Genomic DNA, 22,108 nt, shown 5'->3' on the forward strand with positions numbered 1-22,108 from the left:
GGCGACGTCGGACCGGGCCAGTGCTGCCCCGCGCACGACCATCCCGCGGCCACCCGCCCCCGCGGGTGCGCGGGTCCCTGAGGCCGGCTCGACGTACCGTGTCCGCCGGCCTCCGCTGCCCCACTCGTCGGACCCCCCGGGGTCCTCCGCGCACCACCCCACCCGCTCTGACCACCCGGCGGGGTCTGCGACCCCCCGCACCAGCGCCACCCGCCGACCCGGACCCCCGGGCGGTGGAGCCGGCGCCGCGGCCAGCCGACGACGGGAGTGACATGTCTGACCTCGCCGCCCCCTCCGCGGGATCGCCGTCCCCGGCCGCAGCCCCTCCGGCCGTGCCCTTCTCCGCGCTCCCGGCCGCCTCCGGCCTCTACGACCCGGCCAACGAGCACGACGCCTGTGGCGTCGCCTTCGTCGCCGACGCCCGTGGCCGCCGCTCCCGGAAGATCGTCGCGGCCGGGCTCACCGCGCTGCACAACCTCGACCACCGGGGCGCCGCGGGGTCGGAGCCGAACTCCGGTGACGGAGCCGGGATCCTGACCCAGGTCCCCGACGGACTGCTGCGGGAGAGCGTCGACTTCGACCTGCCGCCGCTGGGCGAGTACGCCGTCGGGATCGCCTTCCTGCCCGCCGACGAGACCGAGCGGGCCTCCGTCGTCGACGCCGTCGCCGGGCTCGCCGCCGAGGAGGGCCTGACCGTCCTGGGCTGGCGGGTGCTGCCGGTCGACCCGGACGCCGCCGACCTCGGGCCCACCGCCCGGCGGGTCATGCCGCACTTCGCCCAGCTCTTCGTCGCCGAGACCATCGGTGCCCGGGCCGACGCACGCGCCTTCGGTGGTACTGCGGCCCCGCACGGGGTCACCCGGCTCGAGCGGCGCGCCTTCGTGCTCCGCAAGCGGGTCGAGCGCGCCGCCCGGGACGCCGGCACCAGCTGCTACATCGCCTCGCTGTCCTCCCGCACGATCACCTACAAGGGCATGCTGACCACCGACCAGCTGCCGGCGTTCTTCCCCGACCTGACCGACGAGCGGTACGAGTCGGCGATCGCGCTGGTGCACAGCCGGTTTTCCACCAACACCTTCCCCAGCTGGCCGCTGGCCCACCCCTTCCGGTTCATCGCCCACAACGGCGAGATCAACACCATCAAGGGCAACCGGAACCGGATGCGGGCCCGCGAGGCCAAGCTGGAGACCGGGCTGTTCGACGGTCCGGCCGGCCCGGCCAGCGAGCTCGGCCTGGAGCGGATCTTCCCGGTCACCGCCAGCGACTTCAGCGACTCGGCGACCTTCGACGAGGTGCTCGAGCTGCTGCACCTGTCCGGCCGGTCACTGCCGCACGCGGTGCTGATGATGATCCCGGAGGCGTGGGAGAACCACGACGAGATGGACGCGGCCCGCCGCGCCTTCTACCGGTTCCACTCCTCGATCATGGAGCCCTGGGACGGGCCCGCCTGTGTCGCGTTCACCGACGGCAGCCTGATCGGCGCGGTCCTCGACCGCAACGGCCTGCGCCCGGGCCGCTGGTGGCGCACCAAGGACGACCTGGTCGTGCTGGCCAGCGAGGCCGGCGTGCTCGACATCCCGGCCGGCGACGTGGTGGCCAAGGGCCGGCTGCAGCCGGGCCGGATGTTCCTCGTCGACACCGCCGCCGGGCGGATCGTCTCCGACGAGGAGGTCAAGGGCGCCCTGGCCACCGCCGAGCCCTACGACGACTGGCTGCACGCGGGGCAGGTGCACCTCCCGCAGCTGCCCGAGCGGCGTCGTTCCCGGCCCAGCCACGAGTCCGTCGTCCGTCGGCAGCAGCTCTTCGGCTACACCGAGGAGGAGCTGCGCATCCTGGTGCAGCCGATGGCCGCCAGCGGCGCCGAGCCGATCGGCTCGATGGGCACCGACACCCCGATCGCGTCGCTGTCGGACCGCTCGCGCCAGCTCTACGACTACTTCACCCAGCTCTTCGCCCAGGTCACCAACCCGCCGCTGGACGCCATCCGCGAGGAGCTGGTCACCAGCCTGGGGCGGACCTTCGGCCCCGAGCAGAACCTGCTCGACGCCACCCCGGCCTCCTGCCGGCAGCTCTTCCTGCCCTACCCGGTCATCGACAACGACGAGCTGGCCAAGATCCTGCACATCGACGACGACGGTGACCTGCCCGGTTTCGCCGCCGTCCGGATCACCGGCCACTTCGACGTCGCCGGCGGGGGCGAGGCGCTGGCCCAGGCGGTCCAGGACCTGCGCACCAAGGTCAGCAAGGCGATCGCCGCCGGCGCCCGGGTCATCGTGCTGTCCGACCGCGACTGCGACGAGAAGCGCGCCCCGATCCCGTCGCTGCTGATGACCGCCGCCGTCCACCACCACCTGGTGCGCGAGCGCACCCGCATGCAGGTCGGCCTGATCGTCGAGTCCGGCGACTGCCGCGAGGTGCACCACGTCGCGCTGCTGCTGGGCTACGGCGCGGCCGCGGTGAACCCCTACCTGGCGTTCGAGAGCGTCGAGGACCTGATCCGCACCGGCACGCTCACCGGCGTCCAGCCCGCCCAGGCCGTCCGCAACGTGGTCAAGGCCATGGGCAAGGGCGTGCTGAAGGTGATGAGCAAGATGGGCATCAGCACCGTCGGCTCGTACACGATGGCGCAGATCTTCGAGACGGTCGGCCTGTCCAAGGCCGTCGTCGACGAGTACTTCACCGGGACGTCGGCCACGCTGGACGGCGTCGGGCTCGACGTGCTCGCCGAAGAGGTCGTGATGCGGCACCGCCGCGCCTACCCGAGCAACCCGACCGAGACGGCGCACCGGCGGCTGGAGACCGGCGGGGAGTACCAGTGGCGCCGCGAGGGCGAGGTGCACCTGTTCAACCCCGAGACGGTGTTCCTGCTCCAGCACGCCACCCGGTCGCGGCAGTACGACGTCTTCCAGCGCTACACCGACACCGTCGACGGGCTGTCCGCCGAGGCGGCGACGCTGCGCGGCCTGTTCACCCTCAAGACCGGTGACCGGCCCGCCGTCCCGCTGGAGGAGGTGGAGCCGGTCAGCGAGATCGTCAAGCGGTTCCAGACCGGCGCGATGAGCTACGGCTCCATCTCCGCCGAGGCGCACGAGACCCTGGCGATCGCGATGAACCGGCTGGGGGGCCGGTCCAACACCGGTGAGGGTGGCGAGGACCCCGACCGCTTCACCGCCGACCCCAACGGCGACCTGCGCCGCTCCTCGATCAAGCAGGTGGCCAGCGGGCGGTTCGGCGTCACCAGCGAGTACCTGGTCAACGCCGACGACATCCAGATCAAGATGGCCCAGGGTGCCAAGCCCGGCGAGGGCGGACAGCTGCCGGGCAGCAAGGTCTACCCGTGGGTGGCCCGTACCCGGCACTCCACGCCCGGCGTCGGCCTGATCAGCCCGCCGCCGCACCACGACATCTACTCGATCGAGGACCTCAAGCAGCTCATCCACGACCTCAAGAACGCGAACAACGAGGCGCGGGTGCACGTCAAGCTGGTCGCGGAGTCCGGGATCGGCACGGTCGCGGCCGGGGTCAGCAAGGCCAAGGCCGACGTCGTCCTGGTCTCCGGCTTCGACGGCGGCACCGGTGCCGCACCGCTGACCTCGCTCAAGCACGCCGGCATCCCCTGGGAGATCGGGCTGGCCGAGACCCAGCAGACGCTGCTGGCCAACGGGCTGCGCGACCGGATCGTGGTGCAGGTCGACGGGCAGATGAAGACCGGCCGGGACGTCATCGTCGCGGCGCTACTCGGGGCCGAGGAGTTCGGCTTCGCCACCGCGCCGCTGGTGGTCGAGGGCTGCGTGATGATGCGGGTCTGTCACCTCGACACCTGCCCGGTCGGCATCGCCACCCAGAACCCGGAGCTGCGCAAGCGGTTCACCGGCAAGCCCGAGTTCGTGGTGACCTACTTCGAGTTCCTGGCCGAGCAGGTGCGCGGGTACCTGGCCGAGCTGGGCTTCCGCTCGATCGACGAGGCCGTGGGCCACGCCGAGCTGCTCGACGTGGCGCCGGCGATCGACCACTGGAAGGCCTCCGGGCTGGACCTGCGGCCGATCCTGGCCGTGCCCGACCTGCCCGAGGGCACGCCGCGGCGCAAGGTCCGCGACCAGGACCACGGGCTGGACGTCGCGCTGGACCAGACGCTGATCCAGCTGTGCGAGGGCGCGCTGCTCGATGCCCGCCCGGTGCACCTCGAGCTGCCGGTGCGCAACGTCAACCGCACCGTCGGCACCATGCTGGGCTCGATGGTCACCCGGCGGTTCGGCGGCGAGGGCCTGCCCGACGGCACGATCGACCTGACCTTCACCGGGTCGGCGGGTCAGTCGTTCGGGGCGTTCCTGCCGCGCGGGATCACCATGACCCTGGTCGGCGACGCCAACGACTACGTCGGCAAGGGCCTGTCCGGCGGGCGGATCGTCGTCCGCCCGGCGCCGGAGGCGAGCTTCCCGGCCGAGGACAACGTCATCGCCGGCAACGTGATCGGCTACGGCGCGACGGCCGGTGAGGTCTTCCTCCGCGGCCGGGTGGGGGAGCGGTTCTGCGTCCGCAACTCCGGGGCGCTGGCCGTCGTCGAGGGCGTCGGTGACCACGCGCTGGAGTACATGACCGGCGGCACCGCGGTCATCCTCGGGCCGACCGGGCGCAACATCGCCGCGGGCATGTCCGGCGGGATCGGGTACGTGCTCGACCTGGCCCGGCACCGGGTCAACACCGAGATGGTGGACGTCGAGGCGCTGGACGGGCAGGGCTCTGCCTGGCTCCGCGACGTCCTCGAGCGCTACCGCGAGGCCACCGACTCGGCCGTCGCGACCAGCCTGCTGGCCGACTGGGGCCGTTGGTCGGGGCGTTTCAGCGTGATCATGCCGCGTGACTACCGGCGTGCCATGGAGGCCCGACGGGCCGCCGAGGCCGCCGGCTACGACGTGGACCGAGCCGTGATGGAGGCAGCTCGTGGTTGACAGCACCGGGTTCCTGAGGTTCGACCGTGAGCTGCCGCCGCGGCGGCCGGTCGACCTGCGACTGCTGGACTGGAAGGAGGTGTACCTGACCCGGGACACGGGTGAGGACGCCGTCTTCCCGGTGCGGGCGGTCCGTGAGCAGGCGGCGCGCTGCATGGACTGCGGCATCCCCTTCTGCCACCACGGCTGCCCGCTGGGCAACCTGATCCCGGAGTGGAACGACCTCGCCCGCCGGGACGACTGGCAGGAGGCGATCGAGCGGCTGCACGCGACGAACAACTTCCCCGAGTTCACCGGGAAGCTGTGCCCCGCGCCGTGCGAGTCGGCCTGCGTGCTCAACCTGGAGAACGCGCCGGTCACGATCAAGCAGATCGAGTGGGAGATCATCGACCAGGCGTTCGTCAACGGCTGGGTCACCCCGCAGCCGCCGGCGGAGCTCACCGGCAAGAAGGTCGCCGTCATCGGGTCCGGGCCGGCCGGGCTGGCCGCCGCCCAGCAGCTCACCCGCGCCGGGCACCAGGTGACCGTCTACGAGCGGGACGACCGGATCGGCGGGCTGATCCGCTACGGCATCCCCGAGTTCAAGATGGAGAAGCGCCACCTGGACCGGCGGCTGGACCAGATGCGCGCCGAGGGCACCCGGTTCGTCACCGACGTCACCGTCGGCGGCAGTGCGGGCAGCCTGACGACCGAGCAGCTGCGCGCCGAGCACGACGCCGTCGTGCTGGCGATCGGCACCCCGGTGGCGCGTGACCTGCCGCTGCCGGGCCGGGAGCTCGACGGCGTGCACTTCGCCATGGAGTACCTGCCGCACGGCAACCGCCAGGCGCTCGGCGAGCTCGAGGACCCGCCGCTGTCGGCCAAGGGCAAGAACGTGGTCATCATCGGCGGCGGCGACACCGGCGCGGACTGCCTGGGCACCGCGCACCGTCAGGGCGCGGCCTCGGTGGCCCAGCTGGACTACAAGCCGGCGCCGTCGGGCACCCGGCCCGAGGACAACCCCTGGCCGACCTACGAGATGATCCTGCGCGTCTCCCCGGCGCACGAGGAGGGCGGCGAGCGCCTGTTCGCCGTCAACACCGAGGCGTTCCTCGGTGGCGAGCAGGGTCGGGTCCGGGCGATCGAGGTCGTGGAGATCGAGGTCGTCGACGGCCAGCGCCGGCCCAAGCCCGGCAGCACCCAGGAGCTGCCGGCCGACCTGGTGCTGCTGGCGCTGGGCTACACGGGCCCGGAGACCACCGGCCTGGTCGAGGAGCTGGGCTGTGGCGTCGACGAGCGGGGCCGGGTCGCCCGGGACGACGAGTACATGTCCAGCGTCCCCGGGGTGTTCGTGGCCGGGGACATGGGCCGCGGTCAGTCGCTGATCGTCTGGGCCATCGCCGAGGGGCGCGCCGCGGCCGCCGCCGTCGACACCTGGCTGACCGGGAACTCGATGCTGCCCCGACCGGTCACCCCGGACGCCGTCCCACTGCGCTGAACCGCTGGTCGTCGGCGTCATGAGACGTCCCTGACGACTGCTGCCCCTCGGGGGGACACGACGGACCCGGTCCGCTGTGTCCGCCCGAGGGGCGACTAGTTTTGCCTCATGTCTCGTCGCGCGAAGATCGTCTGCACGCTGGGCCCGGCGACCGGTTCCCTGGACCAGATCACTGCCCTCGTCGAGGCCGGCATGGACGTCGCCCGCCTCAACTTCAGCCACGGGAAGCACGCCGACCACGAGACGGCCTACCGGCTCGTGCGCGAGGCCTCCGACAAGGTCGGTCGCGCCGTGGCCATCCTGGCCGACCTGCAGGGCCCCAAGATCCGCCTCGGCACCTTCGCCGACGGCCCGGTCACCTGGGCGACCGGCAGCCGGGTCTGCGTGACCGTCGAGGACGTCGAGGGCACCGCCGAGCGGGTCTCCACCACCTACAAGGACCTCGCCAACGACGTGCGGGTCGGTGACCGGCTCCTGGTCGACGACGGCAAGCTCGCCCTGACCGTGGTCGAGGTCGACGGCCCCGACGTGTGGTGCCTGGTGCTCGAGGGCGGTCAGGTCTCCAACAACAAGGGCCTGTCCCTGCCCGGCGTCGCCGTCAGCGTCCCGGCGCTGTCGGAGAAGGACTCCGAGGACCTGCGCTTCGCGCTCTCCCTCGGCGTCGACTTCATCGCACTGTCCTTCGTGCGGCACGCCAAGGACGTCGAGCTGGTGCGCGAGATCATGCGCCAGGAGGACGTCGAGGTGCCGGTGATCGCCAAGCTGGAGAAGCCGGAGGCGGTCGAGAACCTCGAGGCGATCGTCGAGGCCTTCGACGGCGTCATGGTGGCCCGCGGCGACCTGGGCGTGGAGCTGCCGCTGGAGCAGGTGCCGCTGGTGCAGAAGCGCGCGGTGCAGGTGGCCCGTGAGCGGAACAAGCCGGTCATCGTCGCCACCCAGATGCTCGAGTCGATGATCAGCGCCTCCCGGCCCACCCGGGCCGAGGCCTCCGACGTCGCCAACGCCGTCCTGGACGGTGCGGACGCGGTGATGCTTTCGGGGGAGACCTCGGTGGGGAAGTTCCCCGTCGTCGCGGTCAAGACGATGGAGCGGATCATCGACGCGGTCGAGTCCGACGCCGTGCGGGTGCCCGAGCTCCTCGTCCCGCCGCGGCAGCGCTCCGGGGCGATCGTGCGGGCCGCCAAGGACATCGGTGAGGCGCTCGACGTCGCCGCGCTGGCCGCCTTCACGCTGACCGGCAAGACCGCGCAGCTCCTGGCGGCGCTGCACACCCGGCTGCCGATCCTCGCCTTCACCACCGACCCGGCGGTCCGCAGCCGGCTGGCGCTGTCCTGGGGCGTGGAGACCTTCCTCGTGCCCGAGGTCACCCACACCGACGACATGGTCGGGCAGGTCGACTTCTCGCTGCTGTCCATCGGCCGGCTCAAGGAGGGCGACAAGGTCGTCATCGTGGCCGGCAGCCCGCCGAACACCGCCGGCTCCACGAACCTGGTGCGGGTGCACGAGGTGGGGACCGAGGCGTGACGGCCGGCGTCGCGCAGCCGGGGGAGACCCCGGCTGCGGAGCTGATGGTCGTCCTGGACCTGGAGGAACGGGGTCCGGACGTCTACGTCGGCCAGACCCCCAGCACGCCGTTGCAGCGGATCTTCGGCGGTCAGGTCGCCGCTCAGGCCCTGACCGCCGCGAACGCCACGGTGGGGCCGGGGCGGGTGGTGCACTCGCTGCACTCGTACTTCCTCCGCCCCGGTGACCCGCACGAGGAGATCCGCTACGAGGTCGACCGCATCCGCGAGGGTCGCTCGTTCAGCACCCGGCGGGTGGTGGCCCGGCAGATGCGCAAGGGCGAGGACGTCGCGATCTTCGCGCTGACCGCGGACTTCACCGCCGGGGAGCGGGCCGTGGTCGAGCACTCCCTGCCGATGCCCGAGGTGCCCGGTCCGGACGGGCTGCCGGGGCTCGCCGAGGTCACCGCGGCGCACCCCGGGCAGGGGGCGGCGTCCGCGGCGATCGGACGGGCGGTGGAGCAGCGGTACCTCGCCGACCCGTTCGACCCGCAGCCGCGGCTGCCACCGGACACCGCGTTCCGGGTCTGGTTCCGGGTGGCCGGCCGGCTCCCCGACGACGACGCCGTGCACGCGGCCGCGCTGACCTTCGTCAGCGACCTGACCCTGCTCTCGGCCGGGCTGGCCCGCACCGGTGGCGGCTGGGGCGGGTCGATCGTGGGGGCCAGCCTCGACCACGCCGTCTGGTTCCACCGGCCGGTGCGCGCCGATGAGTGGTTCCTCTACGAGACCGACAGCCCGGCGGCGGCGAGTGGCCGCGCGCTGTGCTTCGGGCAGATCTGGGCCGCCGACGGCACGCACGTGGCCACCGTCGCCCAGGAGGGGCTCATCCGCTCCCTGGGCTGAGGCGACGGCCGCCGGGTCAGCGGGCCGGGTGCTCCGGGTCCGCCGGGGCCGTGACGTCCAGGTCGGCCTGTGCGCCCGCCTGGGTGGCCGTCTCGTCGCCTGCGGCGGGGGTCTCCACGGTGAGGGTCCCGGCGTCCGGGGTCCCCGCGATCGGCGTCTCGACGTCGGGGGCCTCGGCGGTCGGGGTCTCCGCGGTCGGGGTCTCGGTGTCCGGAGTGCCGGTGTCCGGGGTGCCGGACGTGGCCTCTGCCGCCGGCTCGGTGCTCGGCTCGGTCTCCGGGGCTGCTGCGGCCGCTGCGTCCGCCTGCCCGGCTGCTGCCTGCTCCGCCGCGGCCGCCTCGGCGGCGGCGTGCTCGGCTGCGGCCTGGCGCTCGGCGACCTCACGTGCCCGCTGCTCGGCCTGCTGTTCGGCGAAGTCGTTGGCCAGCCAGTCGTGGCCCTCCCGCAGCAGCGTCCACAACCGCTCGACGTGCTCCCGGGTGGTCGCCGGGGCGCCGATCGCCACCCGCAGCACCGCCCGGCCGGCCACGGTGGTGTGAGTCAGGAAGACCTCACCGCCGTCGTTCAGCCGGTCCAGCAGGGTCATGGTGGCGACGTCGGCGTCCACGCCGCGCGCCCAGCGCGGCTGCAGGCAGACCAGCGACAACGGATGCGGGGCGACGACGTCGAACCGGTCGTCGGCCCGAGCCCAGCCGGCCAGCTCCTGGGCCAGCGCGACGTGGTCGCGGATGTGTGCCCGCAGCCCCTCGGCGCCGTACCAGCGGACCACGAACCACAGCTTCATCGCCCGGAAGCGACGGCCCAGCTCGATCTGCCAGTCCCGGTAGTCGACCACCGCACCGGTGTCGGTGGCGGCGTTGCGCAGGTACTCGGGGAGGATCGACAGGGCGCCGGTGAGCGCGGCCCGGTCGGCGACCCAGAACAGCGTCGCGTCGAACCCGGTCAGCAGCCACTTGTGCGCGTCGGTCGTGTAGCTGTCGGCCCACTCGACGCCGGCCTGCAGCGCACGCAGCTCCGGCACGACGGCGCTGACCCCGGCGTAGGCGGCGTCCACGTGCAGCCACACCCCGAAGCGCTGGCAGATCGGGCCCAGCGCGGCCAGCGGGTCGATCGCGGTGGTCGACGTCGTCCCGACCGTCGCGCAGACCAGCACCGGGACGAACCCGCGGGCCACGTCCCGCTCCAGCCGCTGCTCGAGCGCCCGGGGGCTCATCGCCAGCTCGGCGTCGACCTCGACCACCCGGATGGAGTCGGTGCCGAGCCCGGCGATCCGGGCGGCCTTCTCCATCGAGCTGTGCGTCTCCGCGGAGACGTAGACGGTGTACTCCTCCGGGCGGACCCCCTGGCGCAGCGTCGCGCCCTTGCTGGTCCGGTGCAGCGCCGCCAGCAGCGCGACCAGGTTGGCGCCGGAGCTGGAGTCCTGCACCACGCCGCCACCGGTGCCGGTGGACCGGAAGGAACCCGGCAGGCCGAGCAGGTCGGCGAACCAGTCCATGACGTGCTGCTCGAGCTCGGTCGCGGCCGGGCTGGTCACCCAGGACATGCCCTGCACGCCGAGGCCGGCGGAGAGCAGGTCGCCGAGCACGGAGGGACCGGAGGTGTTGGCCGGGAAGTAGCCGAAGAAGCCGGGGTGCTGCCAGTGCGTCACCCCGGGCAGCACGACGCGTTCCAGGTCGGCCAGCACGGCGGAGACCGGCTCGCCCTGCTCGGGCGCGCTCGCCGGCAGCATGGCCCGGACGTCGCCGGGGGAGACCCGCGACCGGACCGGGTGCGCGGCGATGCCCGCCCAGTAGTCGGCGATCCAGTCGACGACCTCGTGGCCGTGCTGGCGGAACTCCTCGGGGGTCATGTGGCAGGTCACGGGGCCACCGTATTGGCCGGTGACGCCCGTTGCGGCGGTGGGTCGTCAGGCGCACGTCGCTGCTGGCCTCTCGGTGCCCCCGGTGCGACTCGAACGCACACTGCGCGGGTTTTGAATCCGCTCCCTCTGCCGATTGGGGTACGGGGGCCAGCACAACCGGGTGACCAGCAGCGTATCGGGCGAGGTGTGGCCCGCTGCGGCCGATAGGATCACCGGGTGACCAACGCACCGACCCGGGTCCTCATCGCTGAGGACGAGGCCCTCATCCGCCTCGACCTCAAGGAGATGCTGGAAGAGGAGGGCTACGTCGTCGTCGCTGAAGTCGGCGACGGCCAGGCTGCCGTCGAGCAGGCGCAGCTGCTGCGCCCCGACCTCGTCGTCCTCGACGTCCAGATGCCCGTCCTCGACGGCCTGGCCGCGGCCGAGCAGATCGCTGCTGCGCGCATCGCGCCGGTGATCGTGCTGACCGCGTTCAGCCAACGGGAGCTCGTCGAGCGCGCCCGCGACGCCGGTGCGATGGCCTACCTGGTCAAGCCGTTCTCCAAGAACGACCTGGTGCCCGCGATCGAGGTGGCGGTGGGCCGCTTCCAGGAGATGCACGCGCTGGACGCCGAGGTGAGTGACCTCAAGGAGCGGCTGGAGGCCCGCAAGGTCGTCGAGCAGGCGAAGGGGCGGCTCATGTCCGAGCGGGGCATGACCGAGGCCGAGGCGTTCCGCTGGATCCAGCGGACGGCGATGAACGAGCGCACCTCGATGAAGGCCTTGGCCCAGGTGATCCTGGAGGCCGACTCCCAGCCGACCGGGGACAGCAGCCCGACCTCTCCCGCCGGCTCCTGACCGGCGGCGCCGGGGCACCCCGTCCCCGGCGCGTTGCGGCGGTGTGTCGCGCCCACCGAGCGCGTGGCGGTTGCGCAACGTGCAGGTCACGACCTCATCACGGTGCAGTCAAGGGTGGTCCGGCGCGTCCGACCGGCAGTTAGGTTCTCCGCACTGATCGGCTCCCCGACAGGCGATGAGGCCTGTCGGGGAGCGTGGAGAACACACCTCACTGGGAGTTCCTTGATGCGCACAGGCACGTTTGCCCGCGCGACCGCCCTCTCCGGTGCTGCCCTGCTCGCGCTGACCGCCTGTGGCGGCAGCGACGAGGGCGGCGGCACCACCGATGACGGCGCGAGCGGCGAGAAGCAGGTCAACGTCTACGGCACCGACGGCAACATGGGCAACGCCCTCGGTGAGGACTTCTCCGACGAGGGTGCGCTCGCCGGGATGCGCGGCACGACGCCGCTGACCGAGCTGTCCGGCGACTTCACGGACCGGCTGCTGGCGGTCGACCCGGACCTGCAGGACTACAACTACGCCGGTGAGACCTATGACGCCGTCATCCTGACCGCGCTCGCGGCCCAGGCCGCCGGCAGCAGCGACGCCACGGTGTTCGCGCCCTACCTCAACGGGCTCACCTTCGGTGGCGAGGCCTGCGACAGCTTCTCCGCCTGCGTGGAGATCATCAACGCCGGCGGCAACGTCGACTACGACGGCGTCAGCGGCCCGCTGAGCTTCGCCGAGGCAGGGGAGCCGGCCCAGGCCAGCTTCGGGATCCTGCAGTTCGGCGAGGACAACGCCCTCGACGACGCGGCGACCGACTTCGTCATCGCCGGCGACGAGGCCAACGCCGCCACCGACGAGGGCCCGGCCTACGCGCCGGCGGGCGCCACGGGTGACCCGCTGGTGATCGGCACGCTGCTGCCGCTGACCGGGAACCTGGCCTTCCTCGGCCCGCCCGAGGTCGCCGGCGCCCAGCTGGCGATCAACGAGGTCAACGAGGCCGGTGGCGTGCTCGGCCAGCCGGTGCAGCTCGTCGAGGGTGACTCCGGTGACGCCTCGACCGACACCGCGACGCAGACCGTCGACCGGCTGCTGCAGTCCAACGTCGACGCCATCGTCGGTGCCGCTTCGTCCGGGGTGAGCCTCACGGTCATCGACACCATCACCGGTGCCGGTGTCCTGCAGATCTCGCCGGCGAACACCTCCGACCAGTTCACCGAGTACGACGACAACGGGCTGTACTTCCGCACCGCGCCCCCGGACACGCTGCAGGCCCGCGCGCTGGCCGACCTGATCGCCGAGGACGGCAACAACACCGTCGGCATCCTGGCGATCAACGACCCGTACGGCACCGGTCTCGCCGAGAACACCCGCGACAACCTGATCGCCGGCGGTCTGTCCGAGGACAGCATCGAGTACGTCACCTACGACCCGCAGGCGGCGAACTTCGACTCCGAGGTCCAGCAGATGGTCGACTTCAACCCCGACGCCGTCGTCGTCATCGGGTTCGAGGAGTCCTCGCGGATCATCCAGGGCCTCAACGCCCAGGGCATCGGGCCCCAGCGCTGAGCTGAGGCACGCGGCGCTGTGATCGTGCAGCGCTGATCGGCTCCACCGTTCCAGGCTGCGGCCCGGCACCCTCGAGGTGCCGGGCCGCAGTGCTGTGTGCGGGCGGGCAGCGCGCCTCAGCCGACGAGGAGGGCAGCCACGCCGACAGCTGCCGTCGCCAGGCCCACGCGCAGGGAGTCCACGCGGAGGAGCCGACGGTGCACGGCGGCGTCCCAGCCGGCGTCCTGGCGGCGGTGCAGCGGGACGGCCCCGACGGCGGTCACCAGCAGGACGAGGGCGACGAGCGCAGCCGCGGCGAGGGCCAGGCCCAGGGGCGTGCCGTCCGGGCGGTCGACGACCAGCCAGCCGCTGGTCACCACCTCTGCGGCGAAGAGGGGGCCGACCACCCTGCTGACCCGGCGCTGGTGCGCGCGCTCGTAGCCCGGGAAGTCAGCCGCGGGCACCCGGTCGAACTGCGGGTAGACCAGCACCCGGACGGTCCACTGGAAGCCGGCGTACGCGCTGACCGCGATCAGGTGGGCGACGAGGAGCACCCGGTGAGTCTGCCCGGACCGGCTGCGCCGGGGACGACGACGGCCGGCCTCCCAGGGGAGACCGGCCGTCGTCGTGGTGTCACCGTCGCCGTGGTGTCACCGTCGTCGTGGCGTCACTGGGCCTTGGCGAGGGTCCCCAGGTAGAGCTCGATGACCTTCGGGTCGTTCATCAGCGACTTGCCGGTGTCGGTGTAGGCGTTGCGGCCCTGGTCGAGCACGTAGCCGCGGTGGCAGATCTGCAGGCAGCGGCGGGCGTTCTGCTCGACCATGATGATCGACACCCCGGTGGCGTTGATCCGCCGGCAGCGGATGAACACCTCGTCCTGCAGGACCGGGGAGAGGCCCGCGGACGGCTCGTCCAGCAGCAGCACGGAGGGGTCCATCATGAGCGCGCGGCCCATCGCCACCATCTGCCGTTCGCCACCGGAGAGGGCGCCGGCCTTCCCCTTCCGACGGTCACCGAGGAGCGGGAACAGCTCGGCGACGTAGTCGAAGCGCTCCTTGAACGTCTTGGGTCGCAGGTAGACGCCCATCTGCATGTTCTCCTCGATGGTGAGCGAGGGGAACACGTTGTTGTTCTGCGGGACGTAGCCGACGCCGAGGGAGACCAGCCGGTGGGCCGGGGCGGAGGTGATGTCCTCCCCGCGCAGCGTCACCGCGCCGGACCGGACCGGGATCAGCCCGAACAGCGCCTTGAGCAGCGTGGACTTGCCGGCGCCGTTGGGGCCGATGATGCCGACCAGCTCGCCGTCGGAGAGGTAGAAGTCGCAGCCGTTGAGGATGTTGACCCCGGGGACGTAGCCGGCCACCAGGTTGTCGGCGCGCACCAGCGCGCCCTCGGCGAGGCGCTGGTGCTCCTCCCGGGTGGCCGCCTTCTCCGCGGGGGACATGGCCACCGCGGTGTCCGGGCACGGGTCGTCGGCGACCGGCCGGTCCTGCTCGGACTCCGGCACCGAGAACCTGCGGTCCTCCGGCGGACCAGGTGTGTCCACGCCTGTCATCGTCGTGCCCTCCTCTTGCGGCCCTGCTCGGAGCTGATGACGTCCTCGCGCCGGGCGCGTTCGGCCGCCTGGTCCTCGGCGAGGAAGCGGTCCTCCTCCTCCTCGGTCAGGGGGGCGTCGTGGTGCGCGCCGAGGTAGGCGTCGACGACGGCCTTGTTCTGGCTGATGGAGTCCGGTGCGCCCTCGGCGATGACCTTGCCGGCGGCCATGACGACCACCCAGTCGCTGATGTCCCGGACGACGTCCATGTCGTGCTCGACGAAGATGACCGTCATGCCCTCCTCGCGGAGGTCCTTGACGTGGCCCAGCAGACTCTGGGTCAGGGCCGGGTTCACCCCGGCCATCGGCTCGTCGAGCATCACCACCTGCGGCTCGCTCATCAGCGCGCGGGCCATCTCCAGCAGCTTGCGCTGACCGCCGGACAGGCTGCCGGCGAAGTCGTCCTTCTTGGCGTCGAGCTTGAACCGCCGGAGCAGGTCCATCGCGCGCTCGGTGTTGGCCTTCTCCTGCGCCTTCCAGGTCCCGGGGACGAGGGCGCGCAGGAAGCTCTCCCCGCTCTGCCCCTGGGCGCCGAGCAGCATGTTCTGCAGCACGGTGAGCCGGGACAGCGCCTTGGTCAGCTGGAACGTGCGGACGACGCCGAGCCGGGCGACCTGGTGCGGGCTGAGCTTGCCCAGGTCGCGGCCGTTGAACGACCAGGTGCCGGTGTTGGGCTGGTCGAACCCGGTGAGCAGGTTGAACAGCGTCGTCTTGCCGGCGCCGTTGGGCCCGATGAGCCCGGTGATCCCGCCGCGCTGGACCTCCAGGTGGTCGACCGACACCGCGGTCAGGCCGCCGAACGTGCGGGTGACGTGGTCGACGACGATCGCCGGGTCGGGCTTGGCGACGCCGACCTCCCAGGGGACGTCCCGGAGGGCTGCCTGGGCCAACCGCTGGGGTGCGGCGCGGGTCGCGCCGGCGGCCGGACCCGTGCCGGGGGCCCCGTCGGACCGTGCGGCGTGCGCGCCGTGGGGAGCGGGGTCAGCGGGCATCGAGCATCACCTCTCGTCGGTCACCGAAGATGCCCTGGGGCCGGAACACCAGCAACAGCATGAGGCCGATCCCGACCAGCACGTAGCGCAGCTGCGCGACGTCGGTGGAGGAGAGCAGCTCGGCGGGGATGACCCCGTTGGCGATCAGGGAGCGCAGCCCGGTGTCGGCGAACTGCAGGATGAACAGCAGCAGCATGGACCCGATGACGGGTCCGAGCACGCGTGCGGCACCACCGAGGATCAGCGCCGCGTAGGCCAGGAACGTGTTGGCGTTCTGGTACTGGTCGGGGATGGCCGAACCGGTGCCGACGGCGTAGACCATGCCACCGAAGGCGCCGAAGATCCCGCCGAGGACGAGCGCCTGCATCTTGTAGGCGTAGACGTTCTTGCCCAGCGAGCGGACGGCGTCCTCGTCCTCCCGGATGGCCTTCACCACCCGGCCCCACGGTGAGCGCATGAGCGCCCAGACCAGCAGCGAGCACAGCGCCACCAGGATCCACCCGACGGTGACGACCCAGAGCTCGCCGCCGCTCCAGGTGGTGCCGATCAAGTTGTACCGGCGGCCGGTGTCCCACGGGGCCAGCGCGATGAAGTCGCGGTTGAAGGCCGACAGGCCCCGGGTGCCACCGGTGACCGGGGTGGCGGAGACCGATCGGAAGACCAGTCTCAGCCCCTCGGCCGTGGCGATGGTGACGATCGCCAGGTAGTCGGCACGCAACCGCAGCGTGGGCAGGCCCAGCAGCAGGGCGAGCACGACGGCGGCGAGCACCCCGACGAGGACGCCGACCCAGAAGGGCAGGCCCCACTGGCTCACCGAGATGGCGATGCCGAAACCGCCGAGCATGGCGAAGGCGATCTGGCCGAAGTTGAGCAGCCCCGTGTACCCGAAGTGCACGTTGATGCCGATGGCGAGCAGGGCGAAGAAGATCGCCTGGAACCCGAAGAACGCCTTGCCCGCGATCGCGAACGCGTTGAGGAGGTCGGCCATCGGTCAGCCGATCCTGGCGCGGCTGCCCAGGATGCCCTGGGGACGGACGACGAGGATGACGATCAAGAGGAGCAGCCCTCCGACGTACTTCATGTCATTCGGGATGACGAGGGTGGACATCTGCACGAAGACACCGACGATGAGGCTGCCGAGCAGGGCGCCGTAGGCGGTCCCGAGCCCGCCGAGGGTGACCCCGGCGAACATCAGCAGCAGCAGTCGGAAGCCCATGTCCCACTGGACCTGGTCGGAGAGGCCGAGGAGCACCCCGCCGAGCGCGGCGAGCGCACCGCCGAGCACCCACACGAACAGGACGACCCGGTTGACGTCGATCCCGGAGGACGCCGCCAGGTCCCGGTTGTCCGACACCGCCCGCATCGCCTTGCCGATCTTGGTGCGCTGCAGCATGAGCGCCACCAGCACCAGCACGACGACCGCGATGACGATCGAGGCGACGTCCCGGTCCTGCAGGGTGAACGGGCCGTAGCTCTTCGCCCGCTGGCCCTGGTAGTCGGCGTAGGGGTTGGAGAACCCGCCGTAGAAGATCTGGTAGCTGTAGCGCAGCGCCAGGGACAGGCCGATCGAGACGACCAGCGCCGCGATGAGCCCGGTGCCGCGTCGTCGCAGGGGCCGCCAGATGGCCAGCTCGTTGAGGGCGCCGACGACCCCGCCGACCACCATCGCCAGCAACGCGGCGGGGATCAGCGGCACCCCGCCCTGCACGTTGATGTACCAGGCCGCGATGGCGCCGATGGTGACCAGCTCGCCGTGGGCGAAGTTGGTCAGCCCGGTGGTGCCGTAGATCAGCGACAGGCCGACCGCTGCCATGGCGATCAGGAGCCCGAACCGCAGGCCGTCGACGAACAGCTGGACGGCCCGGATGGTGCCGCCGCCGTCGTTGCGACTGCCGTCGTTCAGGCCGATGTTCACCGGCTGCGCTCGCCCCGCGTCGACGGTGACGGTGCGGCTGGGCTCGCCGTTGAGCTCGACCCCCTCCGGCAGGTCGTCGGGGTCGACGGTCACGACGTACTGGCCGGCGCCCGGCAGGTCGACCTCCCACCGGCCGTCCTCGTCGGTCTGGACGGTGTCCACGACGTCGCCGTCCGGTGTGGCCACCTCGACAGAGATGCCCTCGATCGGGCCGCTCAGGCTGGTCTGCAGGGTGCCGCGCACCTGCTCACCGACGGCGGAGGCGACGCCGGGGACCAGGGTGGCGAAGGCCATCCCGAAGGCGGCGACGAGCAGGACCAGGACCAGCGGACGGCGGGTGCTGCGCCACCGGCGTGCGCTCCGCCGGGGTGCTGACCGGTCCTCCCGGGTGGAGCTGCGTTCCCCGTGCCTCGCGGCACGGTGGGGCGCGTGCGTCACTCGACCTCCCAGCCGTTGGATGTGAGGCGGGACAGTAACCCACCCCTGTTACGGGGATCGACCTGCTGGGACACACTGTGACCCTTCTGCGACACGCCGATGTGCTACTCGCCGGTAGTCCGGGAGCGACGTGTCGGCCGGGCCCGCGGTCCGGGGTCCCCGGGGAGCGGGGCTGCGGTGCCGGCCCGGACCGGGTTCAGCGGGCCGGGCGGATCAGGCAGGTGAGCCGTGCGCTGGCCGTCGGCCGGCCGGCCTCGTCGCTCACCGAGATCAGGAAGGTCGCCAGCGTGCGGCCACGCCGGACCGGCGTGCAGACCGCGGTGACCAGGCCGGAGGTGGCCGCCCGCAGGTAGCTGGCGTTCAGCTCGATGCCGACCACGGTGCCGCCGGGCCCGGCGTGCAGCATCGCCGCCCAGGACCCGATGCTCTCGGCCAGGGCGCAGGTGGCTCCACCGTGCAGCAGGCCGAAGGGCTGTTCGTTGCCGGCGACCGGCATGGTCGCCACCAGCCGGTCGGGGGTGTAGTCGGTGATCTGGATCCCGAGCTTGTCGTCCAGGGGCCCCTGGGTGTCGGACGGCAGCCAGTCCGGACGCGCGGTGGTCATCCGCGCACCGTAGCCACCGGCGGTGCCTGGTCGGCTCGTGCGCCGGTCCGGACCGTCGGTGGCCGCCCTTAAGCTCGTGGTCGATGTCCGCACCGGTGAGCACCCCAGCCAGCAGCACAGCGTCCGCCTCCGACCCGGCCCCCGGGGTCCGTCCGCGGCTGCTGCTGCTCGACGGCCACTCGCTGGCCTACCGGGCCTTCTTCGCCCTCCCGGTGGAGAACTTCTCGACCACCACCGGGCAGCCGACGAACGCCGTCTACGGCTTCACGTCGATGCTGATCAACGTGCTGCGCGACGAGCAGCCCAGCCACCTCGCGGTGGCCTTCGACGTCAGCCGGAAGACCTTCCGCAGTGAGATCTACGCCGAGTACAAGGCCAACCGCGCCGAGAGCCCGACCGACTTCCGCGGCCAGGTGAGCCTGGTGCAGGAGGTCCTCGGTGCGCTGCACGTGCCGGTGATCACCGCGGAGAACTACGAGGCCGACGACGTCATCGCCACCCTCACCGTGCAGGCGGTCGAGCAGGGCATGGACGTGCTGATCTGCACCGGCGACCGGGACGCGCTGCAGCTGGTCAACGAGCACGTGACGGTGCTCTACCCGCGCAAGGGCGTGTCGGACCTGACCCGGTTCACGCCGGAGGAGGTGGAGGCCAAGTACGGCCTCACCCCCACCCAGTACCCCGACTTCGCCGCACTGCGCGGCGACCCGAGCGACAACCTGCCCAACATCCCGAGCGTGGGGGAGAAGACCGCCGCCAAGTGGGTGCGGGAGTACGGGTCGCTCGATGCCCTGGTCGACCAGGTCGACACGGTGAAGGGCAAGGTCGGGGAGAAGCTGCGGGAGCACCTCTCCTCGGTGCTGCAGAACCGCCGGCTCACCGAGCTGGACCGCGCCGTCCCGCTGGAGATCGGGCCGCAGGACCTGGCCGTCCAGCCCTGGGACCGCAACGAGGTGCACACCCTCTTCGACAACCTGCAGTTCCGGGTGCTGCGTGACCGGCTCTTCGCCACTCTCGCCACCCCGGAGCCGGAGGTCGACGGCGGCTTCGAGGTGACCGCCGACCGGCTGGCCCCGGGTGAGCTGGCCGGGTGGCTCACCGCGCACGCGCGCACCGGGCACACCGGGGTCGTCTTCCGGGGCACCTGGGGCCGCGGTGTCGGCGAGCTCACCGGGATCGCGCTGGCCGCCGCCGACGACCACGCCACCTTCGTCGACCTGGGTCCCGACCTCGACACCGCCGACGAGCAGGCACTGGCCGGCTGGCTGGCCGATCCGGCGACCCCCAAGGTCGTGCACGAGGTCAAGGGCCCGCTGCTGGCCATCTGGAGCCGTGGCTGGGACCTGCAGGGCATGGTCAGCGACACCGCGCTCGCGGCCTACCTGGTCAACCCGGGGCAGCGGTCGTTCGACCTCGGCGACCTGGCGGTGCGCTATCTGCGTCGCGAGCTCAAGGACGCCGCGGAGCCGGAGGGCCAGTTGACCCTCGACGGGCTCGGGCCCTCGGAGGAGGACGTCGCCGCGGCCGCCGCGCATGCCGACGTCCTCAAGGCAGTGGCGGTCAACGACCTGTCCGACGCCCTGGAGCAGGTGCTCGGGCAGAAGGGCGGCGACCAGCTGCTCGGGGACATCGAGCTGCCGCTGACCCGGGTGCTCGCGGCCATGGAGCACCGGGGCATCGCCGCGGACCTGGACTCCCTGCGCGAACTGCAGCGCGAGTTCGCCGCCGCGGTGACCGATGCGGCGGACGAGGCGTACGCGGTCATCGGCAAGGAGATCAACCTCGGCTCGCCCAAGCAGCTGCAGGCGGTCCTCTTCGACGAGCTCGGCCTGCCCAAGACGAAGAAGAACAAGACCGGCTACACCACCGACGCCGAGGCCCTGACCTCGCTGCTGGCCTCCACCGGTCACCCGTTCCTCGAGCACCTGCTGCGACACCGGGACGTCACCCGGCTGCGCACCGTCATCGACGGGCTGATCCCGATGGTCGACGAGGTGGACCGGGTGCACACCACCTACCAGCAGACGATCGCGGCGACCGGCCGGCTCTCCTCGACCGACCCGAACCTGCAGAACATCCCGATCCGCAGCGCCGAGGGGCGCCGGATCCGGCAGGCCTTCGTCGTCGGGGCCGGCTACGAGTCGCTGATGACCGCCGACTACAGCCAGATCGAGATGCGGATCATGGCCCACCTGTCCGAGGACGCCGGCCTGATCGAGGCGTTCACCTCCGGGGAGGACCTGCACTCCTTCGTCGCGTCGCGGGCGTTCGACATCCCGATCGAGCAGGTCGACCCGGAGATGCGCCGGCGGATCAAGGCGATGAGCTACGGCCTGGCCTACGGGTTGAGCGCCTACGGGCTGTCCCAGCAGCTGCGGATCACCCCGGAGGAGGCGCGCGGGCAGATGCACGCCTACTTCGAGCGCTTCGGCGGCATCCGCGACTACCTGGACGGGGTGGTGGACGACGCCCGGCAGACCGGCTACACCGAGACGACGCTGGGCCGCCGCCGCTACCTGCCGGACCTGACCAGCGACAACCGGCAGCGCCGGGAGATGGCCGAGCGGATGGCGCTCAATGCCCCGATCCAGGGGTCGGCCGCCGACGTCATCAAGGTGGCGATGCTGAACGTGGAGCGCGCCATCGCAGCCGAGGGGCTGAGCTCACGGATGCTGCTGCAGGTCCACGACGAGCTCGTGCTCGAGGTGGCACCGGGGGAGCGCGAGACCCTCGAGGCCCTGGTGCGCCGCGAGATGGCCGGTGCGGCGCAGCTGTCGGTGCCGCTGGAGGTCTCCGTCGGCTTCGGCACCAGCTGGGACGCCGCCGCCCACTGACGGAGGACTGGCCGCGGGGGCGCTCAGCTGGTGGGGCGGCCCAGGGGGAACGTGGCGACCTGGTGCCAGGAGCCCGGCTCCCGGGTGCCGGCGTAGAACGCGGCGGTGTCGATGCGGGTCCGCAGCGGCATCGCCTCGCACAGCACCTTCTGGGCCTGCTCGAGGCCGGCCAGGTCGCCCTGGCGACGTTGCCCGACGCTCAGGTGCGGCACCGGCTCGCCGTGCGCGCCCCGGAACGGCGGGTGGTCGGGGTAGGCCTCGGCCACCCGCCGGGTCATCCGGCGGAACGGCTCCTCGGGGTCGGGGACCAGGTAGAGCATCTCCTCGCCGAACCACGCGGTCCCGGTGAACGTGCAGTCGAAGGCGGGCTCTGCCGCGAGGAGCTCGGCCAGACCGGCCAGCAGGGCGTCGTCCACCTGGCGTGGTGTGACGAAGGGGTAGATGACCGCCAGGTGGGCCGGGACCCCCCACGACGCGGAGACGTCGAACTGCTGGCGGTGTGCGTCGACCAGCGGGTCGGCGTCCGGGACCAGCACCACCACAGCGCTCTCGGTCGCATCGCCCAGGACGGTCTGTGCTGTCTGGTCCACCGCGCGGCTCCCTCGTCCCGGTCCGGTGTCCCGGGCGGACCCGGCGTCGCCGGACAGCCTGGCAGGGCCGGACGCC

The 22,108-nt window shown here is 72.1% G+C and carries 15 protein-coding genes and 1 tRNA gene; 7 read left to right on the forward strand and 9 right to left on the reverse strand.

Annotated features, from left to right (window positions below; translation table 11 throughout):
- Positions 1-272: 272 nt before the first annotated feature.
- From gltB to IN07_RS22310, 4 genes are all read left to right on the forward strand, one after another.
- A complete protein-coding gene (gene gltB, locus IN07_RS22295; protein ID WP_269429984.1) occupies positions 273-4,949 on the forward strand; it encodes a glutamate synthase large subunit in 4,677 nt (1,558 codons plus the stop codon).
- Positions 4,942-6,426 (forward strand): glutamate synthase subunit beta, encoded by a 1,485-nt coding sequence (locus IN07_RS22300; RefSeq protein ID WP_036340805.1) that lies wholly within the window; start codon positions 4,942-4,944, stop codon positions 6,424-6,426. Before gltB ends, IN07_RS22300 begins: the two co-directional genes overlap by 8 nt.
- A 108-nt stretch (positions 6,427-6,534) precedes the next feature.
- Positions 6,535-7,950 carry a pyruvate kinase gene (pyk, locus tag IN07_RS22305; protein WP_036340808.1) on the forward strand — a complete coding sequence of 472 codons (1,416 nt, stop codon included), beginning with the start codon at positions 6,535-6,537 and terminating at the stop codon, positions 7,948-7,950.
- Positions 7,947-8,834: an acyl-CoA thioesterase gene (locus IN07_RS22310; protein ID WP_036340810.1), complete on the forward strand. Its 888-nt coding sequence runs from the start codon at positions 7,947-7,949 to the stop codon at positions 8,832-8,834. The genes pyk and IN07_RS22310 overlap by 4 nt, the downstream gene beginning before the upstream one ends.
- Positions 8,835-8,850: 16 nt before the next feature.
- Here IN07_RS22310 and IN07_RS22315 read toward each other — a convergent pair whose 3' ends face one another.
- Positions 8,851-10,695: a pyridoxal-dependent decarboxylase gene (locus IN07_RS22315; protein WP_231558535.1), complete on the reverse strand. Its 1,845-nt coding sequence runs from the start codon at positions 10,693-10,695 to the stop codon at positions 8,851-8,853.
- Positions 10,696-10,769: 74 nt separating this feature from the next.
- Positions 10,770-10,843 (reverse strand) — tRNA-Leu (locus tag IN07_RS22320).
- A gap of 68 nt (positions 10,844-10,911) precedes the next feature.
- Between IN07_RS22320 and IN07_RS22325 the strand changes: the two genes are divergently transcribed.
- Together IN07_RS22325 and IN07_RS22330 are read left to right on the forward strand one after the other, a co-directional pair.
- A complete protein-coding gene (locus tag IN07_RS22325; protein ID WP_036340812.1) occupies positions 10,912-11,532 on the forward strand; it encodes an ANTAR domain-containing response regulator in 621 nt (206 codons plus the stop codon).
- Between the two features lie 225 nt (positions 11,533-11,757).
- The gene (locus IN07_RS22330; protein WP_036340814.1) at positions 11,758-13,086 is read left to right on the forward strand and encodes an ABC transporter substrate-binding protein; all 1,329 of its coding nucleotides are present in this window, start codon (positions 11,758-11,760) and stop codon (positions 13,084-13,086) included.
- Between the two features lie 116 nt (positions 13,087-13,202).
- Here IN07_RS22330 and IN07_RS22335 read toward each other — a convergent pair whose 3' ends face one another.
- The 6 genes from IN07_RS22335 to IN07_RS22360 all read right to left on the reverse strand — a co-directional run bounded on the left by IN07_RS22335 (position 13,203) and on the right by IN07_RS22360 (position 18,608).
- Entirely contained in the window at positions 13,203-13,619 is a 417-nt protein-coding gene (locus tag IN07_RS22335; RefSeq protein ID WP_036340816.1) for a DUF1772 domain-containing protein, read from the reverse strand.
- Positions 13,620-13,732: 113 nt separating this feature from the next.
- Positions 13,733-14,620, reverse strand: coding sequence for an ABC transporter ATP-binding protein (locus IN07_RS22340; protein ID WP_197058607.1), 888 nt, complete (start codon positions 14,618-14,620; stop codon positions 13,733-13,735).
- On the reverse strand, positions 14,617-15,651 hold the full coding sequence (locus IN07_RS22345) for an ABC transporter ATP-binding protein (protein WP_036340818.1): 1,035 nt from the start codon (positions 15,649-15,651) through the stop codon (positions 14,617-14,619). Before IN07_RS22345 ends, IN07_RS22340 begins: the two co-directional genes overlap by 4 nt.
- Entirely contained in the window at positions 15,641-16,639 is a 999-nt protein-coding gene (locus IN07_RS22350; RefSeq protein ID WP_036340821.1) for a branched-chain amino acid ABC transporter permease, read from the reverse strand. Before IN07_RS22350 ends, IN07_RS22345 begins: the two co-directional genes overlap by 11 nt.
- Before the next feature lie 3 nt (positions 16,640-16,642).
- Entirely contained in the window at positions 16,643-18,004 is a 1,362-nt protein-coding gene (locus tag IN07_RS22355; RefSeq protein WP_231558536.1) for a branched-chain amino acid ABC transporter permease, read from the reverse strand.
- 196 nt (positions 18,005-18,200) lie between these two features.
- Complete coding sequence (locus IN07_RS22360) at positions 18,201-18,608, reverse strand: PaaI family thioesterase (protein WP_036340824.1); 408 nt, start codon at positions 18,606-18,608, stop codon at positions 18,201-18,203.
- 83 nt (positions 18,609-18,691) lie between these two features.
- Between IN07_RS22360 and polA the strand changes: the two genes are divergently transcribed.
- Positions 18,692-21,442: a DNA polymerase I gene (gene polA / locus IN07_RS22365; RefSeq protein ID WP_036340827.1), complete on the forward strand. Its 2,751-nt coding sequence runs from the start codon at positions 18,692-18,694 to the stop codon at positions 21,440-21,442.
- Positions 21,443-21,465: 23 nt separating this feature from the next.
- Here the strand turns inward: polA and IN07_RS22370 are convergent, their stop codons facing one another.
- Complete coding sequence (locus IN07_RS22370) at positions 21,466-22,032, reverse strand: 2'-5' RNA ligase family protein (RefSeq protein WP_052091643.1); 567 nt, start codon at positions 22,030-22,032, stop codon at positions 21,466-21,468.
- Positions 22,033-22,108 lie beyond the last annotated feature (76 nt).

The sequence above is a fragment of the Modestobacter caceresii genome, from assembly GCF_000761485.1.
In the GTDB taxonomy this organism is placed as follows: Bacteria; Actinomycetota; Actinomycetes; order Mycobacteriales; family Geodermatophilaceae; genus Modestobacter; species Modestobacter caceresii.

Excerpts from the sequence above, each read along its gene's own strand:
- gltB (WP_269429984.1), top strand. The coding sequence starts at position 273 with ATGTCTGACCTCGCCGCCCCCTCCGCGGGATCGCCGTCCCCGGCCGCA.
- pyk (WP_036340808.1), top strand. The coding sequence starts at position 6,535 with ATGTCTCGTCGCGCGAAGATCGTCTGCACGCTGGGCCCGGCGACCGGT.
- IN07_RS22330 (WP_036340814.1), top strand. The coding sequence starts at position 11,758 with ATGCGCACAGGCACGTTTGCCCGCGCGACCGCCCTCTCCGGTGCTGCC.
- IN07_RS22340 (WP_197058607.1), bottom strand. The coding sequence starts at position 14,620 with ATGACAGGCGTGGACACACCTGGTCCGCCGGAGGACCGCAGGTTCTCG.
- IN07_RS22345 (WP_036340818.1), bottom strand. The coding sequence starts at position 15,651 with ATGCCCGCTGACCCCGCTCCCCACGGCGCGCACGCCGCACGGTCCGAC.
- IN07_RS22350 (WP_036340821.1), bottom strand. The coding sequence starts at position 16,639 with ATGGCCGACCTCCTCAACGCGTTCGCGATCGCGGGCAAGGCGTTCTTC.
- IN07_RS22360 (WP_036340824.1), bottom strand. The coding sequence starts at position 18,608 with ATGACCACCGCGCGTCCGGACTGGCTGCCGTCCGACACCCAGGGGCCC.
- polA (WP_036340827.1), top strand. The coding sequence starts at position 18,692 with ATGTCCGCACCGGTGAGCACCCCAGCCAGCAGCACAGCGTCCGCCTCC.